This window comes from Sphingomonas sp. BE138 (assembly GCF_031456125.1).
In the GTDB taxonomy this organism is placed as follows: Bacteria; Pseudomonadota; Alphaproteobacteria; order Sphingomonadales; family Sphingomonadaceae; genus Sphingomonas.
The window spans coordinates 493679-511720 of record NZ_JAVDUC010000001.1; the positions used below are offsets into that span (position 1 = coordinate 493679).

General features: G+C 71.4%; 18 protein-coding genes and 1 other RNA gene. 12 read left to right on the top strand and 7 right to left on the bottom strand.

Annotation, left to right across the window (positions count from 1 at the left end; translation table 11 throughout):
- Window positions 1-168: 168 nt before the first annotated feature.
- Complete coding sequence (locus J2Y58_RS02150) at window positions 169-2220, bottom strand: TonB-dependent receptor domain-containing protein (protein ID WP_310098006.1); 2052 nt, start codon at window positions 2218-2220, stop codon at window positions 169-171.
- Window positions 2221-2446: 226 nt separating this feature from the next.
- Window positions 2447-3439, bottom strand: coding sequence for an alpha/beta hydrolase (locus J2Y58_RS02155; RefSeq protein WP_310098009.1), 993 nt, complete (start codon window positions 3437-3439; stop codon window positions 2447-2449).
- A gap of 130 nt (window positions 3440-3569) precedes the next feature.
- On the opposite strand from J2Y58_RS02155, the gene J2Y58_RS02160 reads away from it, so the two are divergent.
- Entirely contained in the window at window positions 3570-4652 is a 1083-nt protein-coding gene (locus tag J2Y58_RS02160) for a LacI family DNA-binding transcriptional regulator (protein ID WP_310098011.1), read from the top strand.
- A gap of 96 nt (window positions 4653-4748) precedes the next feature.
- Window positions 4749-6431, top strand: coding sequence for an asparagine synthase-related protein (locus J2Y58_RS02165; RefSeq protein WP_310098014.1), 1683 nt, complete (start codon window positions 4749-4751; stop codon window positions 6429-6431).
- Here J2Y58_RS02165 and J2Y58_RS02170 read toward each other — a convergent pair.
- From J2Y58_RS02170 to J2Y58_RS02180, 3 genes are all read right to left on the bottom strand, one after another.
- On the bottom strand, window positions 6412-7350 hold the full coding sequence (locus J2Y58_RS02170; RefSeq protein WP_310098018.1) for an alpha/beta hydrolase: 939 nt from the start codon (window positions 7348-7350) through the stop codon (window positions 6412-6414). The genes J2Y58_RS02165 and J2Y58_RS02170 overlap by 20 nt on opposite strands.
- Window positions 7351-7624: 274 nt before the next feature.
- A complete protein-coding gene (locus tag J2Y58_RS02175) occupies window positions 7625-8698 on the bottom strand; it encodes a 1,9-bis(guanidino)-5-aza-nonane synthase (RefSeq protein ID WP_310098022.1) in 1074 nt (357 codons plus the stop codon).
- Window positions 8699-8807: 109 nt separating this feature from the next.
- Window positions 8808-10040, bottom strand: coding sequence for a type III PLP-dependent enzyme (locus J2Y58_RS02180; RefSeq protein WP_310098025.1), 1233 nt, complete (start codon window positions 10038-10040; stop codon window positions 8808-8810).
- Window positions 10041-10188: 148 nt separating this feature from the next.
- Here J2Y58_RS02180 and J2Y58_RS02185 point away from each other — a divergent pair, with 148 nt between their 5' ends.
- Both J2Y58_RS02185 and J2Y58_RS02190 read left to right on the top strand, forming a co-directional pair.
- Window positions 10189-11151 carry a pyridoxal-phosphate dependent enzyme gene (locus J2Y58_RS02185; RefSeq protein WP_310098354.1) on the top strand — a complete coding sequence of 321 codons (963 nt, stop codon included), beginning with the start codon at window positions 10189-10191 and terminating at the stop codon, window positions 11149-11151.
- A complete protein-coding gene (locus tag J2Y58_RS02190; RefSeq protein ID WP_310098027.1) occupies window positions 11148-11330 on the top strand; it encodes a hypothetical protein in 183 nt (60 codons plus the stop codon). Before J2Y58_RS02185 ends, J2Y58_RS02190 begins: the two co-directional genes overlap by 4 nt.
- Window positions 11331-11333: 3 nt before the next feature.
- Here the strand turns inward: J2Y58_RS02190 and J2Y58_RS02195 are convergent, their stop codons facing one another.
- Entirely contained in the window at window positions 11334-11582 is a 249-nt protein-coding gene (locus J2Y58_RS02195; protein WP_310098030.1) for a hypothetical protein, read from the bottom strand.
- A gap of 132 nt (window positions 11583-11714) precedes the next feature.
- Window positions 11715-12371 (bottom strand): alpha/beta hydrolase, encoded by a 657-nt coding sequence (locus tag J2Y58_RS02200; RefSeq protein ID WP_058756401.1) that lies wholly within the window; start codon window positions 12369-12371, stop codon window positions 11715-11717.
- A gap of 72 nt (window positions 12372-12443) precedes the next feature.
- Here J2Y58_RS02200 and J2Y58_RS02205 point away from each other — a divergent pair, with 72 nt between their 5' ends.
- The 8 genes from J2Y58_RS02205 to J2Y58_RS02240 all read left to right on the top strand — a co-directional run bounded on the left by J2Y58_RS02205 (window position 12444) and on the right by J2Y58_RS02240 (window position 18042).
- On the top strand, window positions 12444-13508 hold the full coding sequence (locus tag J2Y58_RS02205; protein ID WP_310098035.1) for an aminotransferase class V-fold PLP-dependent enzyme: 1065 nt from the start codon (window positions 12444-12446) through the stop codon (window positions 13506-13508).
- Window positions 13505-14596, top strand: a complete 1092-nt coding sequence (locus J2Y58_RS02210; protein WP_310098038.1) for a cysteine desulfurase family protein — start codon at window positions 13505-13507, stop codon at window positions 14594-14596. The genes J2Y58_RS02205 and J2Y58_RS02210 overlap by 4 nt, the downstream gene beginning before the upstream one ends.
- Window positions 14593-14880: a 2Fe-2S iron-sulfur cluster-binding protein gene (locus tag J2Y58_RS02215; protein WP_310098041.1), complete on the top strand. Its 288-nt coding sequence runs from the start codon at window positions 14593-14595 to the stop codon at window positions 14878-14880. The genes J2Y58_RS02210 and J2Y58_RS02215 overlap by 4 nt, the downstream gene beginning before the upstream one ends.
- A gap of 69 nt (window positions 14881-14949) precedes the next feature.
- The gene (locus tag J2Y58_RS02220) at window positions 14950-15264 is read left to right on the top strand and encodes a hypothetical protein (RefSeq protein ID WP_310098044.1); all 315 of its coding nucleotides are present in this window, start codon (window positions 14950-14952) and stop codon (window positions 15262-15264) included.
- Window positions 15265-15300: 36 nt separating this feature from the next.
- Window positions 15301-15398: signal recognition particle sRNA small type (gene ffs / locus J2Y58_RS02225), an RNA gene on the top strand.
- Window positions 15399-15749: 351 nt separating this feature from the next.
- Window positions 15750-17390, top strand: coding sequence for a DNA polymerase III subunit gamma/tau (locus J2Y58_RS02230; protein ID WP_310098047.1), 1641 nt, complete (start codon window positions 15750-15752; stop codon window positions 17388-17390).
- A gap of 12 nt (window positions 17391-17402) precedes the next feature.
- Window positions 17403-17726: a YbaB/EbfC family nucleoid-associated protein gene (locus J2Y58_RS02235; RefSeq protein ID WP_310098050.1), complete on the top strand. Its 324-nt coding sequence runs from the start codon at window positions 17403-17405 to the stop codon at window positions 17724-17726.
- A 70-nt stretch (window positions 17727-17796) separates the two neighbouring features.
- Complete coding sequence (locus tag J2Y58_RS02240; protein ID WP_310098053.1) at window positions 17797-18042, top strand: hypothetical protein; 246 nt, start codon at window positions 17797-17799, stop codon at window positions 18040-18042.

Consider the following 18042-nt stretch of genomic DNA (forward strand, 5'->3'; position numbering starts at 1 on the left):
ATCCAGACCCAGGGACTTTCACAAGCTCAGTTCGAACGGAGTGGGTGATTCAGACCCAGCGCACTTCGACAAGCCCGGCGCGAACGGAATGGGCGATCCGGACCCGGCGCACTTCGACACGCTCGGCACGAACGGTCGGGTCAGCGCCCTCGCTTCGGCGCCGCGCCGTCACGACCGCAGGCGGAGGCCGATCCACAGCGTGCGCGGGGTGGCGCGCTCGACGACGCCGGTGCCGCTGACGCCGGCCTCGACGCGGGCGTCGAAGAGGTTTTCGGCCCGCGCCTCGATCGCGATACGGCGGGTGAGCGGGAGCGCGGCATAGGTGTCGAGCGTGGTGGCGGCGGCGAGCAGGCGGGTGTTCTGGTCGTCCTCGAACTGCGCGGCGCTGTGCCGGAGCGTGGCGGAGAGCGCGGCGGCGTCGCGGCGCCAGCCGAGCGCGGCCGAGACGAGGTCGCGCGGGGTCTGCGCCGGGCGAAGGTCGTCGAGCGGGAGCGCGGCGCCGGATGCCTCGACCCGCGGGGCGACATGGCTCCACGAGGCCTGCGCGAACCACGGGCCATGGTCCCAGCGCGCGTCGACCTCGACGCCCGTCGAGCGGATCGCGTCGAGGTTGCGCCGGACGCGGTAGGTGCCGCCGGCGGCGACGAAGCCGACGCCGGGGAAGGTGCCGGGGCCGCGCCCCGCGGTGACGTTGGCGATGGCCCCCTCCAACCGGTTCCAGAAGAGGGTCCCGGTCAGGCTGAACCCGGCCAGCGGCGTGAGCGTCAGGCCGCCGTCGACGCCGGTCAGACGCTCGGGCGCGAGCGCGGCATTAGCGGCGACCGCGTCGGTGCCGACGCGGAACGGGCGATACAGCTCGTTGAGCGTCGGCAGGCGCCAGCCGCGATAGGCGGAGGCGCGCAGCGTGAGCGGGGCGGCGATCGTCCAGGCCGCGCCCGCGCGGCCGGTCCATTCAGTGCCGCGGCGGTCAGCGAAGTCGGTGGTGGTGAGCGCGGCTCCGTCGGCGAGCGCGGTCTCGCGCAGGCGGCCATCGGTGAGCTCCCAGCGGTCGGCGCGCCCGCCGAGCGTGAGCGTCACCGGCCCGCGGGTGAGGCTGGCGTCGGCGAACAGACCGTAGGTGAGCGCGGCACCCCCCGCGACGCGGCGGCGGGTCGGGAGACCGGCCACATAGGTATAGAATTCCTGCGTGCGGCCATCGACGCGGCGGACGTCGGCACCGAGGCGCAGGTCGGTGCCGCTGCCCAGGCGCGGGGCCAGCTCGATCCGGCCACCGACGCCGGTGGCGGGGGTGTTGTACTGGTCGAGCGTCTGCGTCGCGGTGCGGCGTGCGGCATCGACGCCGGCGAATTGCGAGGCGAACGCGCGCGTTTGAATATAGGCGAGCGCCGACCAGCCGAGCGCGCCGTGCCCGACGAGGCGCAGGCTGGCGTCGGCGCCCTCGCTGCGATTGCGGGTGAAGGCGGTGCCGCGCTCGCGCGTGTCGGTGAAACCGGAGAGGCTGGCCTGCAATTCGGTGGCGGGCGCGACGTCGACGACGGTGCGCGCGGCGGCGGAGAATTGCTCGTAGGGGGCCGGGCGGTCGGCGGGGCCGCGCTGCCCGGCGACGGTGGGGATGAAGCCGTCGCCGCGGGCATAGGCGGCCGACAGCGTGGCGAAGCCGGCGCCGCGCTTCAGCATCGCCGATGCGCCGGCGTCGACCGAGCGGCGGCTGCCATAGGCGAGGTCGGCGGCGAGCGCGGGCTGGTCGCGCGGGTCGGCGCTGTCGATCTCGACCGTGCCGGCAAGCGCGCCCGGGCCGAAGTACCCGCTGCCGCCGCCACGGGTGACGCGGATCGCGCCGATCCGGTCGGTGGCATAAGCGGGGAACGGCACCCACCCGCCGAACGGATCGGCTTGCGGCACGCCGTCGAGGATCAGCAGCGCACGGCTCGACGCATTGCCGCCGATCCCGCGCAGCGAGATGCCCTGGCTGGTCGGGTTGGCGGACCGCGAGTCGGCGCGGCGGAATTGTTGCAGCCCGGCGACGTCGGCGAGCACGCTCTCCAGTCGGTTGCTGGCGTTCTCGCGGATGCGCGCGGCGTCGAGCGTGACGACGGACGCGGCCTGGTCACCGGGGCGCGGCGCGAGACCGCGACCGCGTACGACGACGTCCGCGCCATCCTGCGCGGCGGCGGGGGTGGCGGCGGCGAGCAGCAGCGCGGCGGCAGGGAGGCGGGTCATGGCGGATACTCCGGGCGGCGGTCGCCCGCGTTGAAGGTGAGACGCGTGGGGCGGGGGAAGGATGCGGGTGTAGCCGTCGGGCCGCGGCGCAGCCGCGCGCCGGGACGGCGTATCGAGAGACAGGTGGCGCGTAGGGCGGTGTCCCGACACGCGCGCCCGGTACGCTCCCGCGGCGCTACTCGATGGCTGCCCGACACGAACGAAACGGGGATGGCGTCGTGCCCATCTACGACGCCTTGACCGGCGGGAGCACGCCGAGGCGGGTGGCGAAGGCGGCGAACAGCGTCGGCCACGCCGCGGCGGGGGTGTCGGCGGGAAGGCGGACCCCGAAGCCGTGGCCGCCGCGGTCGAACGCGTGGAGCTCCGCCGGGCGCTTCGCGGCGAGCAACGCCTGGTAGAGCGTGAGGCTGTTGGCGATCGGCACGACATCGTCGTCGCTGGCGTGGACGAGGAAGATCGGCGCGGTCGGCGCATCGACGTGGCTCTCGACGGAGGCGGCGCGGCGCGCGGCATCGTCGGACGGGGTGCCGAGCAGGTTGTCGCGCGATCCGACATGCGTGAACGGCGCGACCAGCGACACGACCGGATAGATCAGCGCGGCGAGGTCGGGACGGGCCGATGCGCGGTCGGCGGCGTCGACGGGGGCATAGGTGCGCTCGGCATGGCGCGTCGCGAGGCTGCCGGCGAGATGCCCGCCGGCGGAGAAGCCGATGATCGCCACGCGGGCCGCGTCGACGCCGTAGCGCGCGGCGTTGGCGCGGATCAGCCGCAGCCCGCGCTGCGCATCCTGGAGCGGGACGAGCGCGCGATCGCGCCAGCCCTCCGCGGGCAGGCGATAGCTCAGGATGAAGCAGGTGACGCCGCGCGCGGTCAGCCAGCGCGCCTGTTCCTCGCCTTCGTTGTCATAGGCGAGAAAGCCGTAGCCGCCGCCGGGGATCAGCATGACCGCGGTGCCGTTCGGCTGTGCCGGGCGGCGGACGGTGAGCGACGGGGCGGCGATGCCGGTCAGCCAGCGATCGTCCGGCGCGCCGGGCTTCGCGCGCTGCTCGGTTCTGGGCACCGGCAGCGTGGCGGGCGCGCCGGGCGGCGAGCCGGGCCAGAGCGGGAGCGTGTCGCCCGCGGACGCGGCGGCGGCGACCCCCGCCGGTGCGGCGAGCGGCGTGGCGGCCAGCCCGGCGAGCAGGGCGCGACGCGTGGGCGCGATGTTCCGGTCGGGCATGGCGGTCCTCTTCCTCGATACGATCGCCGACTTAGTGAGCCGTTCGTGGGAACGCTATCATCAAAATGGGGCAAGAGGGGCTTAACGGATGCGTCCGGCCTGCTAAGCACGCTCAACAACGGGGGACGCGATGACGGGAGAGCGACGCAAGCGACATTCAGGGGTACCGACGATCGCCGATGTGGCGCGGCTGGCGGGCGTGTCGCCGATGACGGTGTCGCGCGTCATCAACTCCGAAAGCAACGTGCGCGCCGAAACGCGCGACGCGGTGAATGCGGCGATCCGGCAGCTGGATTATTCGCCCAATCCGGCGGCGCGGCGCCTGGCGGGAGCGGCGCAGATCCGCATGGGGTTGCTGTTCAGCAATCCCAGCGAGGCGTATCTGAGCGCATTCCTGCTCGGCAGCCTCGACCAGGCGGGCCGTGCCGACATCCAGCTGATCGTGCAGAAATGCGATCTGGGCGACCATGAGCGCGAGGTCGCCGAGCGGCTGATCCGCGGCGGGATCGACGGGGTGATCCTGCCGCCGCCGCTGTGCGATTCCCCGATCGTGCTGGAAGTGCTGCTCGCCGCCGGCATCCCCACCGTGGTGGTGGCGACCACCGACCCGTCGCCGCAGGCCGGCGCGGTGGCGATCGACGATCGCGCGGCGGCGCGCGAGATGACCGCGCACCTGCTGGCGCTGGGGCATGAGCGCGTCGGCTTCATCACCGGTAACGCCAATATCCACGCCAGCGGCGAGCGGCTGGCGGGGTATCGCGAGGCGCTGTCCGCCGCGGGGATGCCGCACGACGATGCGCTGGTGGTGCGCGGGCTGTACAGCTACCGCTCGGGGCTGGAGGCGGCGGAGGAGCTGCTCGACCTGTCCGAGCCGCCGACCGCGATCTTTGCGAGCAACGACGACATGGCCGCGGCGACGGTGGCGGTGGCGCATCGCCGCGGGCTGGACGTGCCGGGCGACCTCACGGTGTGCGGCTTCGACGACAGCGCGGTGGCGACGACGATCTGGCCCGAGCTGACCACGATCCGCCAGCCGATCGCCGACATGAGCCGGGCGGCGGTGCAATTGCTGGCGACGATGCTGTTCGACCGGCGCGAGGCCGGCAGCGCGGGAGAGCGGGGCGAGCCGAAGCACGTGACGCTCGACTATACGCTGGTGCGGCGACGGTCCGACGCTGCGCCGCGGCGGCGGCCCTCGGTTCGGGGTCGCTGAACGCCCGCCGCCGTGATAGCGCCGCGCGCATGGGCAGGCGTGGACGAGCAAGCGTGAACGGGCGGAACGACGGCGCGGCGGCGGACGCGCGCTGAGATGGGTGCGATCGCCGGGCTCTTTCATCCGGCCACGCCCAAGCCGGTCGAGGCGGCGCGCGTCCGCGCGATGGCGGCGGCAATGGCACACCGCGGGCCGGACGGCGCGGGCGAGTGGACCGCGCCCGGCGTCGGCTTCGCGCATCGTCGGCTGGCGGTGGTCGGAGGCGCGGGTGCGGTGCAGCCGGTCGCGACGCCCGACCTGCGCTATGCCGCCATGCTGGACGGGACGATCCTGAACCATGTTGCGCTTCGCGACGAGCTGCGTGCGTTGGGGCACCGCTTCGCGGGTGAGGGCGACGCCGAGGTGGTGTTGCACGGCTTCGCGGCGTGGGGGCCCGCGCTGCTCGACCGGCTGGAGGGCGGGTTCGCGATCGCGGTGCACGATGCGGCGATGCAGACGCTGTTCCTGGCGCGCGACCGGCTGGGCGCCAAGCCGCTGCACCTGGCGATGCTGCCGGACGGGGCGCTGGTGTTCGCCTCCGAGCTGAAGGGGGTGCTGGCGCATCCGCTGATGCGGCGCGCGGCGGATGCACGGGCGGTCGCTGACTTCCTTGCGCTGGGGCATGTGCCCGACGACGGCTGCGTGGTCGCGGGGGTCGAGAAGCTGCCGGCGGGGCATTTCGTGCTGGTCGAGCGCGGGCGGCCGCTGCGCGGGGCGCGGCGGTGGTGGAGCTTGCGCGATACTGCGGAAAGCGCGCCCGCGGCATTGCTGCCGGAGATGCGCGGGGCGGTGGCGCGGACAGCGGGCGACAATGCGACGGCGCTGCTGCTGGGCGGGCCGGGCGATGCGGCGGTCGTCGCACTACTGGCCGAGGCGAGCGCGAAGGCGGTGCGGACGGCCGGGACCGGGGCCGAGGTGGCGGCGCGATTCGCGACCGCGCATCGCGACGTTTCGGGTGCGGTTCCGGGCAAGGTTCCGGGCGGCGACGTGGCGATGTTGCTGGACGACATGGTGGCGACGTTCGACGAGCCGTTCGGCGATCCGGCCGCGATCGACGCACTGGTGGTCGCGCGGGAGAGCGGGGCGGTGGCGCTGTCGGGGATCGGCGCGGGGCTGCTGCTGGACGGCGGGCGGTGGCGCGGGTTCGCGCGGCGCGAGGCGTGGCGGCGCCGCGGGTGGCCGTGGCTGCGCAGCGCTGGTGACGACCTGGCGGCGGCGATCGGGGCGCTGCCCGAGGCGGCATGGCGAGGCGTCGCGAGCGGCGTACCGGACGGTCACGATCCGCTGTCGCGCTATGCGCGAGCGGGCGATCCGATCGATGCGGCACGGCGTGCGGAAGTGGCGGTGCGGTTGCCGGCGCAGGTGCTGACGATGACGGATCGCGTCGGGATGGCGGCGGGGGTGGAGTGGCGCGCGCCCTTCGCCGATCCGCGGCTGGTGGGGTTCGCGCTGGGATTGCGCGCTCGGCGGGTGTCGCTGCTGGCGGGTGCGATGGCGGCGTATCTGCCGGCGATGCCGGTCGAGGCACCGGCGCCGCCGGTCGCCGTGTGGTTGCGCGGGCCGTTGGCGGCGGACATGGCGGGGCTGGCGCGGTCGCGAATGCTGGCGGAGCTGGGGTGGTTCGACCTGCCGCGCCTCGCCGCGGTGGCCGACGCGCATCGCGCCGGGCAGGCGGACCACGGCGTGCTGCTGTGGCGGATGCTGGTGCTGGAGCGGAGCCTTACGCGGCTGTTCGGCTGAGCGTGCGCTGCGTCCAGCGGTCGAACAGCTGCGGCCATTGCGCGCCGGGCAGGTCGGGGGCGAGATAGGCGGGGCCGAAGCCATGCCCGCCTTCCTGGAAGAAATGCGCCTCGGCGGGCACGCGCGCGGCCTGGCAGGCGGCGAGCATCGCCATCGGCTGCGTGGCGGGCACGGTCGGATCGTCGAGCGCGTGCGCGATGAAGACCGGGGGCGTGTCGCGGCGCACGCGGCGGTCGGTGTCGAAGCGCGCGGCCGCGAGCGTGCCGACGCGCATGAAGTCGCCGGTGATGACGGGATAGACGAGCCCGGCGAAGGCGGGGCGGGCGGGCAGGTCGTCGGCGGCGTCGAGGCGCGGATAGACCGGATCCATGTGCGCGACGGCGAGGCTGGCGGCGAGCAGTCCGCCGGCGGAGAAGCCGATGACGCCGAGCCTGGCCGGGTCGATCGCGACGTCGGCGGCGCGCGCGTGAATCAGGCGCATCGCGCGCTGCGCATCCTGCAGGGGCACGTCCTGCGGCTCGAGCCAGCCTTCACCCGGCAGGCGATAGGCAAGGACGAACACGGTGATGCCGAGCGGGTTGAACGCCTTCGCGACGTTGATGCCTTCGTTCTCGACCGAGAGGAAGCGGTAGCCGCCGCCGGGGAGCGACAGCAGCGCCCGGCCGTCCGGCTTTGCAGCGCGGTAGACGCCGACGATCGGCTCGGCGACGCCGCGCAGGTGAAGCTCGCGGCGCGGCGGCTGGCCGCTCATCTCGTTGTTCGGGGTGGGGAGGCGGCGGGGGCTGTTGGGCGGGTGCTTGGGCCAGAGCCGGAACTGTTCGCGCGGCGGCCACGTGGCCTCGGTCGATTGTGCACGGACGGCAGGAGCCGCGGCAAGCGCGGCGGCGCTGGCGATCAGGGTGCGGCGATCGATCGGCATCCGCGGGGCTCTCCGATGGTGTTCGTTCCGGGGAGTATGGCGGGTTCCGTGCTGCGCGTCATCCCTGGCTGCTGCGCTCGCCCCTGGTAGGGGAGAGGGATAGCGTTGCTGCTTAGCGCAGCTTGGGTGAGGGGTCGAGCGAGCCGAAGGCTCGCGCGCTCGCTGGCGAGCGCCACCCCTCACCCAGCTTCGACTAGGACTTTGCTGTCGCAAAGCCGAAGTCTGCGCCTCCCTCTCCCCTCTGCGAGGGGCGAGGGAGGGAGGGCGGTGCCGCTTACTTCGCGTCGAAGATGGTCGCCCACTTGCGGACCGGGCGGTCCTTCCACAGGCCGCGGTGATAGGCGTCCGACGCCAGCAGCGGCATGACTGAGCCGGCCTCGGCGAAGACCATCTGCTCGATCGCGGTCGACACCTTGCCCCAGCTGGCGGCTTCCTGCAGCGTCGAGGACGAGCAGGCGCCGTCGCGAACGTCGGCGACGGTGATCTGCACCGCGTACTTGTGAACCGCGACATCGTCGTGCCCGAGGATCTCGGCGCAGACGACCGTGTCCTGGATGAAGTTCTTCGGTACGCCGCCGCCGATCATCAGCAGGCCGGTCTCGCCCGCCTTGATCTTGATGTCGGTCAGCTCGCGGAAATCCGCCACCGCGTCGATCATCAGATACGGCTTGCCCTCCTTGGCGCGGTCGACCTGGTGCTTGACGAGGCCGAAGCCCGCCGAGCTGTCGACGAACGCCGGGCAGAAGATCGGCACGTCATGCTCGTAGGCGAGCTTGACGAGGCTGTTCTCCTTCTTGCCGTTCTCGACGAGATACTTGCCCATTTCACGGATGAAGGCGCGCGACGAATAAGCCTTCGGCTCCAGCGTGTTGCAGATCTCGTAGATCGTGTGGTCGCAGTCCTGAAGCTGCTCCTCGTCGATATACGTGTCGTAGATGCGGTCGATGTAGAGCGAGCGCAGCGTGTCGTCGTCGGGCACCTCGAGCGCCTGATAGTGCTTGTGGCCCAGGCCCTCGAAGAAATCCATGTCGACGATGGTCGCGCCGGTGGCGACGATCACGTCGACCATGTTGTTGCGAACGAGCTCCGCATACAGGTCCATGCAGCCGCCCGCCGAGGTCGACCCGGCGATGACGAGGACGACGGTGCAATCCTTGTCGCCCAGCATCTGATTGTAGATCTTCGTCGCGCGGCCGAGGTCGCGGCTGGTGAAGCTCATGTCGCTCATCGCGTCGACGATCGGGCGCGCGTCGAAGCTCTTGATGTCGATGTGCTTGACCTGCTTCGACAGCAGTTCCGCCTTCCTAAGGTCATTGGGGCGCGTGTCGTTGATGGTGGTGTCGGTCATGGGGGCTCCCATAGGGAAATGCACGTCGTTCTAAGGGGACGCGAAGACCCGAACGATGACGGCGCGCGGATGGTCCGCACGCCGCCACCGGATCACTGAAGTCGTAACGTTACAGCTTCACGACGTTGCCGGTAACCTGCTGCGGCAGCGCGATGTAGAGCGATTCCATCGGCTCGTCGGTGGCGACCACCGTCTCGTCCGAGGTGAAACCGTTGAAGGCGGTCCGCATCGCCGCGCCATACGCGCCGAGCATCCCGACCTCGATATAGTCGCCGGCGGTCACGTCCGCGGGGAGCGGGAAGGGGCCGGCCATGAAGTCCATGTCGTCGCAGGTCGGACCCCAGAAGCTGAACGCATGATCGCGGACGGTCGACTCGGGTTCGCGCAGCAGCGCGACCGGGTAGCGCCAGCCGATGTGCGCCGCGTCGAACAGCGCGCCGTACGCGCCGTCGTTGATATAGAGTTCCTCACCGCGGCGACGCTCCACGCGCACCACGACCGAGCTGTACTCGGCGCTGAGCGCGCGGCCCGGCTCCGCCCAGAGTTCCGCCGAATAGCTGATCGGCAGGCTCTCGAACGCGCGGTGGATCGTCTCGAAATAGCGCTCGAGCGGCGGCGGGGTCATGCCCGGATAGGCCGAGGGGAAGCCGCCGCCGACGTCGATGACGTCGACCGTGACCGCCGCCGACACGATCGCCTGGCGCACGCGCTCCATCGCCTGCGCATAGGCATCCGGCGTCATCGCCTGCGAACCGACGTGGAAGCAGATGCCCAGCGCATCGGCGACCTGACGGGTGGCGAGCAGCAGTTCCTTGGCCTCGTCCGGCGCGACGCCGAACTTCGCGCCCAGGCTGAGCTTCGAATGCTCCGACGAGACGCGCAGCCGCACGCACAAAGTGAGGTCCGCGGCACCGCGGGTGGCCGACACGATCTTCGCCAGCTCTTCCATGCTGTCGAGCGAGAAGGTGCGCACGCCGTGCGTGAAATACGCCTCGGCGATCGCTTCCTCGGCCTTGACCGGGTGCATGAAGCACAGGGTCGCATCCGGCAACGTACAGGCGACCAGCCGCACCTCGGCGATCGAGGCGACGTCATAGGTCGTCACGCCGTTGTCATACAGCGTGCGTAGCAGCTCCGGGCTCGGGTTCGCCTTGACCGCATACATGGTCCGGCCCGGGAACTTCTCCGTAAAGAAGCGGGCGGCCCGTGCCGCGGCGTGCGGACGAACGATCGTGACCGGCTGAACCGGACGACGAGCAGCGATGTCGATGGCCCCGGCGACGGAATCGGCAGGGACGGTCGAAAGGGGCGCTAGCCCCAGCGCGCGATGATGCTGGTGCAACTCAAGGGACCTCCAATTGCCTTGCGGCATACGGTGACAAAAGCTGCCTTGCGGTTGGAAGTCCCATGGGGCAGCGGAGGCGCGAAATATGATCGCTGATCGGGGATGTAAAGTACCTGATGCGACGAAAGGTGCTTCTGTGACGATTATGCGACAACCGACCCGGGCAGGGGTTCGGGATGCAGCGGCGAAGGTGGCGGCGATCCTGCCGCCCACGCCAATATACACTCACGAAATCAATGGGTTAGACGTGGCCTTTAAGGCGGAATGTCTCCAGCCGATCGGCGCGTTCAAGGTGCGCGGCGCCTGGCATCGGCTGACCGCATTGAGCGCCGAATCGCGGCGACGTGGGGTCGTGGCGTTCTCGTCGGGCAATCATGCGCAAGGGATCGCCTGGGCGGCGCGGCGGCTGGGCATGGCGGCGACCGTGGTGATGCCCGCCGATGCGCCGGCCGCCAAGCGCGAGTCGACGCTGGCGCTGGGGGCGGAGGTGGTGACCTACGATCGCGCGAGCGAATCGCGCGAGGCGATCGCGGCGCGGCTGGCGGAGGCGCGCGGGGCCACGTTGGTGCCGAGCTTCGACGATCCGTGGGTGATCGAGGGGCAGGGTAGCGCGGGCATCGAGGCGGCGGCGCAGATGGTCGCGGCCGGGCTGGGCGCGCCGGCCCATGTGGTGGTGCCGTGCGGGGGCGGCGGGCTAGCGGCGGGAATCGCGCTGGCACTGCCCGAGACGCGGGTGACGGTCGTGGAGCCGGAGGGCTGGGACGACATGCGCCGCAGCCTGGAGGCGAGCTGGATCGAGCCGGTCGGCGACAACCCGCCGCCGACCGCGTGCGATGCGTTGCAGACCACCCGCGTGTCGCCGCTGACGTTCGATGTGCTGTCGCGGCGCGATGCGACCGGCGTCGCGGTGAGCGAGGCGGAGATCCGCGCGGCGCAGCGCTGGGCGGCGGCGCGGTTGCGGCTGGTGGTGGAGCCGGGCGGGGCGGTTGCGCTCGCGGCGCTGCTGGCAGGGCGGGTCGCGGTGGAGCCGGGCATGCTGGTGGTGCTGTCGGGCGGGAATGTCGACATGGCCGCCTACGCGCGCGTGCTGGCGGGGGAGGCGGCGTGACCGGGGCGGCCGTGGGCGGGGTGGCGGCGGTGGCGCCTGCGCTGGCGATGCTGGCGGCGTTTGCGTGCGCGATCGGCGGCGGCTACCTGCTGGTGAAGCGGCGCGAGCGGTTGAAGGGCGTGCTGATGCTGGTGATGGCGGCGGTGCTGGTGGGGAATGTGCTGATCTGGACGGTGTGAGCGTCAGCGATCGTCGCCCCAGCGCCACCGCCAGTCGCCGTCGGTCCTGAAGAAGGCGACGATCGACAGAAGGACCGCGGCGGTCACGATCACCGCCGTCCGCGCTCCCTGATGGTCGAGGTAGATGTTCGCGAGGGCCAGGATCGCGAAGAAGAGCGCCAGCAACGCCCAGCCCTGCCATGCGATCGGCATCCCCGCGCCCATGCCGTAGCGCTTCACGGCGAACCATGGCTTTGACCGGTGTGAGGACATCGCATACCTCCACGCGCATCATATCGCAGGGCAGCGCCGCGGGCAAAGCCCGCGTCGTCGGTCGGCGCGGGGCGGCGCCGACCGGTCGGCCGCGGAAGGCGGGCGCAGGCAGCGCCTGCGCTTCCGCGCGGCCTATTTGATCGGCGAGTTCGGGTCCAGGCGCATGTCGAGGTAATTGTCTACCGACTTCATCAGGTCGGGCATCTCGTGCTCGAAGAAGTGGTTCGCGCGCGGGATCACGTCGTGGTGGATCGTGATGTGCTTCTGCGTGCGCAGCTTGTCGACCAGCTTCTGCGAGGCGAGCGGGGTGGCGACTTCGTCCTCGGCGCCCTGGATGATGATCCCCGACGACGGGCACGGCGCCAGGAACGAGAAGTCGTAGAGATTGGCGGGCGGCGCGATCGAGATGAAGCCGCGGATCTCCGGGCGGCGCATCAGCAGCTGCATGCCGATCCACGCGCCGAACGAGAAGCCGGCGATCCAGGTCGTCTGCGCCTCCGGGTGGAAGCTCTGCACCCAGTCGAGCGCGGCGGCGGCGTCCGACAGCTCGCCGATGCCGTTGTCGAACGTCCCCTGGCTCTTGCCCACGCCGCGGAAGTTGAAGCGCAGCGTGGCGAAACCGCGGCGCTGGAAAGTCTTGTAGAGTTCCTGCACGATCTTGTTGTTCATCGTGCCGCCCGCATTGGGATGCGGGTGGAGGATCATCGCGACGGGCGCGCGCGGGCGCGGGGCGGGGGCGAAGCGGCCCTCGATGCGGCCTTCGGGTCCGGGAAAGATGACTTCGGGCATGGTGACCTTGTAGCTTGGGCGGCAGGCGTTGGGGCCGGCGGGAAGCGCGCTATATAGGCCGGAACGCCGATAATGGAATGTGTCTTGACCGAGCCGCTGTACCTCGACCACGCCGCGACGACTCCGATGACCACCGCCGCCGTCGATGCGGTGCGCGAGGGAATGGCGATGTGGGCCAATCCGTCGTCGCCGCATGCGGCGGGGCGCGCGGCGCGTGCGCCGCTGGAGGAAGCGCGCGGGCGGATCGCCGCCGCGTACGGCTGGAGCCATGAGGTGCTGCTGACGAGCGGGGCGAGCGAGTCGCTGGCGATCGCGCTGGGGCGGTGCACCGCGGCGCGCCGGATCGTATCGGCAGTGGAGCATGACGCGGTGCTGCGCGCGGCGGGACAGGCCGAGGTGCTTGCGGTCGATGCGTCGGGGCAGGTCGATGCTGGCGCGCTCGGCGACGTGGCGGGGGCGCTGGTGGCGGTTCAGTGGTGCAACAGCGAGACGGGGGTGAAGCAGGATATCGCCGCGATTGCGGCGGCGGTGCATGACGGGGGCGGGCTGCTGCTGGTCGATGCGGCGCAGATGCCCGCCGGCCCCGAACTGGCGAAGCTGGCCGATTTCGTGGCGGTGTCGGCGCACAAGCGCGGCGGACCGCCGGGGACGGGGGCGCTGCTGGTCCGCGATGTCGCGACGCTGCACCCGAGCGGCGGGCAGGAGCGCGGCTATCGCGCGGGGACCGAGAACCTTCCCGGTGTGCTGGGGCATGCGGCGGCACTGGGCGAGGCGGAGCCCGACCATGCGGCGCGACGGGCGCGGCTGGACGATGCGGTGCGGCGGTCGGGCGGCATCGTGGTGGCCGAGTCGGCCGCGCGGCACCCGGCGATCGGCGCGTACCGGATGTCCGGGGTCGGATCGGCGGCGCAGCTGATCCGCTTCGACATGCAGGGCATCGCGGTGTCGGCAGGCAGCGCGTGCGCGAGCGGGAGCCTGAAGCCCAGCCATGTGTTGCGCGCGATGGGCTGGAGCGAGGAAGCATCGCGCGAGGTGGTGCGGGTGAGCTTCGGGCGGGCTACCACCGACGCCGATGTCGAGCGGTTCGTCGCGGCATGGCGCGGGGTGGCGCGTGCAACGGGGCGGTTCGCGGCGTGACCTATCTCGACTATCAGGCGACGACGCCGCTGGCGCCGGAGGCGTTCGATGCGATGGTGCCGTGGCTGCGCGACCAGCACGCCAACCCGCACTCGCCGCACCGGGCCGGGCGTGCCGCGAAGGCGGCGGTGGAGGTGGCGCGGGCCCAGGTCGCGGCGCTGATGCCGGCGGGCGGGCGCGTGGTCTTCACCAGCGGGGCGACCGAGGCGCTCAACTGGGCGATCAAGGGCACCGGCCACATCGGGGGCGGCGCGATCGTCACCCAGGCGACCGAACATGCCGCGGTGCTGGATACGGTGGCGGCAAGCGGACGCGCGAGCGTGGTGGTGCCGGTCGGGCAGGACGGGCGGGTCGATCCGCAGGCGATGGCAGCCGCGGTGCGCGAAACGGGCGCTGTCCTTGCCGCGGTGATGCTGGTGAACAACGAGATCGGGGTGATCCAGCCGATGCCCGAGATCGCGGCGGCGGTGCGGCCGCTCGGCGCGCTGCTGCTTTGCGATGCGGTGCAGGGGTTCGGGCGGGTGCCGATCCCGGAGGCGTGCGACATGGTGGCGGTGTCGGCGCACAAGATCCACGGCCCGAAGGGAATCGGGGCGCTGTGGCTGCGCGACGGGGTGACGATCACGCCGTTGTTGCACGGCGGCGATCAGGAGGGTGGGCGGTCGGGCACGCTGAGCCCGGCATTGTGCGCGGGGTTCGGAGCGGCCGCCGTTCTGGCCAAGGCGCGGATGGTGGAGGATGCAGCGCACGCCGCGCGGTTGTTCGCGGCGGCGCGGGAGCGGCTGGCGGGGTGGACGCTGAACGGCAGCACGGAGCATCGCTGGCCGGGCAATCTGAGCGTGCGGCGCGACGGGCTGGACGTCGCGCGGTTGATGAGCGACGTGCGCGACGTGGCGTTCTCGGCGGGGTCGGCATGTGCGAGCGGGTCGGGGCGGACCAGCCATGTGCTGCGTGCGATCGGGCTGACGGACGCGGAGGCGCGGTCGACGATCCGCGTCGGATTCGGGCGGTACACGACCGAGCACGAACTGGCGGCGGCGCTCGACCGGCTGGTGGCGGCGGCCGACGCGCAGAGGATGGCGGCATGAAGGTGATGTTCGACGATCGCGCGCTGGCGGCGAACGCGGGCGAGCGGTTGCTCGACGTGGCGCGGCGTAACGGCCTGCCGATCGAGGGGACGTGCAACGGCGACCTGGCGTGCGCGACCTGCCATGTGGTCGTCGCGCCCGACTGGTTCGCGCGCCTGCCCGCGGCGCGCGAGGAGGAGGAGGACATGCTCGACCTCGTCCCCGATGCGCGGCGGACCAGCCGGTTGGCGTGCCAGATCGTGCTGACGCCCGATCTCGACAAGCTTTCTGTCAGCTTACCATAGGGTTCAGCGTCGATGCAGCGGCGTGCGCGCATCTTCCGAGTCACAGCGGGGATTTCGGGAGTAGAGCGTATGAAACTGATGACCTTGAGCATCGCCGGGCTGGTCGCGGCGACGACGTTGGTGCCGAGCGCGGCCGGTGCGCATCCGCGCGATCGCTGGGACGACCGGCGCGGGTGGAACGATCATCGCGGCTGGGATGATCACCGCGGCTGGAACGACCGCCGCGGGTGGCGTGGCGATCGCGGCTGGCGCGGGGATCGCGGTTGGCGCGACAATCGCTACGCCTGGAACGGCTATCGCGGCGGGCCGCGCGCGCAGACCGTCTGCCGCTGGGTCGATGGTTACTACGGACCGCAGCGCCGCTGCTTCCGCGTGCGTCGCTAACGGCTTGATTGCGCCGCCCGGCTCCGCCATAGGGCGCGCGGGAGTCGGGCGGACGTGGTCGTCGCCAACCTGGTCAGGTCCTGACGGAAGCAGCCACAACGATTTCGCCACGGGTCGTTCCGGCTCCCACCGCGCGGGCCGGCGAGTGAGCGGCCATGCCGCTCCACGCCGACAAGCGCGGCCGGCGGGATGGCGTAGCCGATCCCGGCCGACGACGATGCGGCGTTGCCGCGGCGGTTTTCTCAAACAGACTCGCGTTGGTTGGTGTGGGTGCGTGCTCGCTGCACTCTCACACTTGGCGCCTGCCTGCGCAGGGGCGATGACGTGCGAAATTGCGGTCGGACATGTGGTCGCTGGCTCGGTGACGACTGCCCCTCACCCCGACCCTCTCCCCGCGGGGGAGAGGGAGCGGCGCGCGTCGCCGCCGCGTCTCGCAAGGAGTATGGCTTCGACAAGCCGCGAACCGCCGCCTATATCCGGCCGCGATGTCCGAATCCCTCGACCTCGGCACGCCGCCGTCGCCTGCGGCCAGCGCGCAGCCGTATCGCGTCCTCGCGCGCAAATACCGGCCGCAGACGTTCGGTGCGCTGATCGGTCAGGACGCGATGGTCCAGACGCTGGGCAATGCGATCAAGCGCGACCGGATCGCGCATGCCTTTCTGCTGACGGGCGTGCGGGGCGTCGGCAAGACCTCGACCGCGCGGCTGATCGCCAAGGCGCTCAATTGCATCGGCCCGGACGGGCAGGGCGGGCCGACGATCGACCCGTGCGGGGTGTGCGAGCCGTGTCGCGCGATCGCCGAGGGGCGGCACATCGACGTGATCGAAATGGACGCCGCCAGCCATACCGGCATCGACGACGTGCGCGAGATCATCGAAGCGTCGCGCTATGCCGCGGTGTCGGCGCGCTACAAGATCTACATCATCGACGAAGTCCACATGCTGTCGAAGGCGGCGTTCAACGGGCTGCTCAAGACGCTGGAAGAGCCGCCGGCGCATGTGAAGTTCCTGTTCGCCACCACCGAGGTGAACAAGGTGCCGGTGACGGTGCTGTCGCGGTGCCAGCGCTTCGACCTGCGACGGATTCCGGCGCAGGCGCTGGCGGAGCATTTCGCGCGCGTCGTGGCGGCGGAGGGGGCGGAGGCGGAGCCCGAGGCGCTGGCGCTGATCGCGCGCGCGGCGGAAGGATCGGCGCGCGACGGGCTGTCGATCCTCGACCAGGCGATCGCGCATGCCGATCTGGAAGGCGGGGGCGTGCGCGCCGATGCGGTCCGCGAGATGCTGGGACTGTCGGACCGCAATGCGGTGCGCGACCTGCTGGCGCTGGTGCTGGCCGCCGATGCGCCGGGCGCGCTGGCGGCGCTGCGGCGGCAGTACGACCTGGGGGTCGATCCGCTGGGGGTGATGCGCGCGCTGCTGGAGGCGGTGCACGGCGTCACGCAGGTGAAGGTCGGGGCGCCCGACGACGCCGCGCAGCCGGCCGAGGAGCGCGCGGCATACCGCGACTGGGCGGGCAAGCTGTCGTTCCCGGCGCTGCACCGGCTGTGGCAATTGTTCCTGAAGGGGCATGAGGAGGTCGGGCGCGCCGCGCTGCCGATTGAGACCGCGGAGATGGCGATCCTGCGCGCGATCCACGCCTCGACCCTGCCCGACCCCGGCGAGCTGGCGCGACGGATCGCGGGCGGGCAAGTGCCGGTGGCGACGGCGCCTGCGGCTCCGGTCGCGCCGGCGGTGCCGCCCGCGCCGGAGGATCGCGCACCGAAGGAGTTCGCGGGGGTGCTGGCGTTGCTCGACGAGCGTGGCAAGCTCGACCTGCTGGTACGGATGCGGCGCGGGGCGAGCCTGGTGCGCTATGCGCCGCCCGAGATCGTGTTCAGCGGGACGAGACCGTTGTCGACGGATACGCTGGGCGAACTGGCGGCGGTGCTGCGCGAGGCCACTGGCATGCCCTGGAAGATCGCGATGGCCGATCTGCCGGGTGCGCCGACGATGTACGAGGCCGAGCAGGACGTGGTGCAGGCGCGCCACGATGCCGCACGCGCGCACCCGATCGTCGCCGCCGCCTTTGACGCCTTTCCCGGTGCGGAACTGATCGACCCGAAACCCGCTCAACGCAGCATTACCTGAACGGAGCAGATGATGAAGGATCTCAACGACATTCTGGCGATGGCCCAGAACGTCCAGAACGAATTGCAGAAGGCGCAGGACAGCCTCGACACGATCGAGGTCGAGGGCGTCGCGGGCGGCGGGCTGGTGAAGATCAAGGCATCGGCCAAGGGGCGGATCATCTCCGTCGCGCTTGACGATTCGCTGATCGTGCCGTCCGAGAAGCAGATGCTGGAGGACCTGATCGCCGCGGCGCTGAACGATGCGCGCACGAAGGCGGATGCGGCGTCGTCGACCGAGATGTCGAAGATGACCAGCGGGCTGCCGTTGCCGCCGGGATTCAAGCTGCCGTTCTAAGTCCTTACGGCTACGGAACATTGCTGCGTCGATCGCATTCATGGCCTCACCGAAACGAAGGGAGAGAGCCATGAGTGACGATCGCGTGACGCAGACCCCGCACACCACGATCATCGAGCGGCGGCGCGGTGGCGGCGGGGGCGTGCTGATCGGGCTGGCGGTGCTGATCGTGGTGGCGGTCGCGGCCTATTTCCTGGTCGTGCGCGGCGACAGCGAGACCGCGAAGAACAACGCGATCACCTCGGCGGCGAAGAGCGTCGAGAGCACCGCGGAGAAGGCGGGATCGGCGATCGATGGCGCCACCGACGGCAAGTGA

What these genes read in the sequence shown, in the direction of transcription:
- J2Y58_RS02150 (WP_310098006.1), bottom strand. Translation starts at nt 2,220, where the DNA reads ATGACCCGCCTCCCTGCCGCCGCGCTGCTGCTCGCCGCCGCCACCCCC.
- J2Y58_RS02155 (WP_310098009.1), bottom strand. Translation starts at nt 3,439, where the DNA reads ATGCCCGACCGGAACATCGCGCCCACGCGTCGCGCCCTGCTCGCCGGG.
- J2Y58_RS02160 (WP_310098011.1), top strand. Translation starts at nt 3,570, where the DNA reads ATGACGGGAGAGCGACGCAAGCGACATTCAGGGGTACCGACGATCGCC.
- J2Y58_RS02165 (WP_310098014.1), top strand. Translation starts at nt 4,749, where the DNA reads ATGGGTGCGATCGCCGGGCTCTTTCATCCGGCCACGCCCAAGCCGGTC.
- J2Y58_RS02170 (WP_310098018.1), bottom strand. Translation starts at nt 7,350, where the DNA reads ATGCCGATCGATCGCCGCACCCTGATCGCCAGCGCCGCCGCGCTTGCC.
- J2Y58_RS02175 (WP_310098022.1), bottom strand. Translation starts at nt 8,698, where the DNA reads ATGACCGACACCACCATCAACGACACGCGCCCCAATGACCTTAGGAAG.
- J2Y58_RS02185 (WP_310098354.1), top strand. Translation starts at nt 10,189, where the DNA reads ATGCGACAACCGACCCGGGCAGGGGTTCGGGATGCAGCGGCGAAGGTG.
- J2Y58_RS02195 (WP_310098030.1), bottom strand. Translation starts at nt 11,582, where the DNA reads ATGTCCTCACACCGGTCAAAGCCATGGTTCGCCGTGAAGCGCTACGGC.
- J2Y58_RS02200 (WP_058756401.1), bottom strand. Translation starts at nt 12,371, where the DNA reads ATGCCCGAAGTCATCTTTCCCGGACCCGAAGGCCGCATCGAGGGCCGC.
- J2Y58_RS02205 (WP_310098035.1), top strand. Translation starts at nt 12,444, where the DNA reads ATGGAATGTGTCTTGACCGAGCCGCTGTACCTCGACCACGCCGCGACG.
- J2Y58_RS02215 (WP_310098041.1), top strand. Translation starts at nt 14,593, where the DNA reads ATGAAGGTGATGTTCGACGATCGCGCGCTGGCGGCGAACGCGGGCGAG.
- J2Y58_RS02220 (WP_310098044.1), top strand. Translation starts at nt 14,950, where the DNA reads ATGAAACTGATGACCTTGAGCATCGCCGGGCTGGTCGCGGCGACGACG.
- J2Y58_RS02230 (WP_310098047.1), top strand. Translation starts at nt 15,750, where the DNA reads ATGTCCGAATCCCTCGACCTCGGCACGCCGCCGTCGCCTGCGGCCAGC.
- J2Y58_RS02235 (WP_310098050.1), top strand. Translation starts at nt 17,403, where the DNA reads ATGAAGGATCTCAACGACATTCTGGCGATGGCCCAGAACGTCCAGAAC.
- J2Y58_RS02240 (WP_310098053.1), top strand. Translation starts at nt 17,797, where the DNA reads ATGAGTGACGATCGCGTGACGCAGACCCCGCACACCACGATCATCGAG.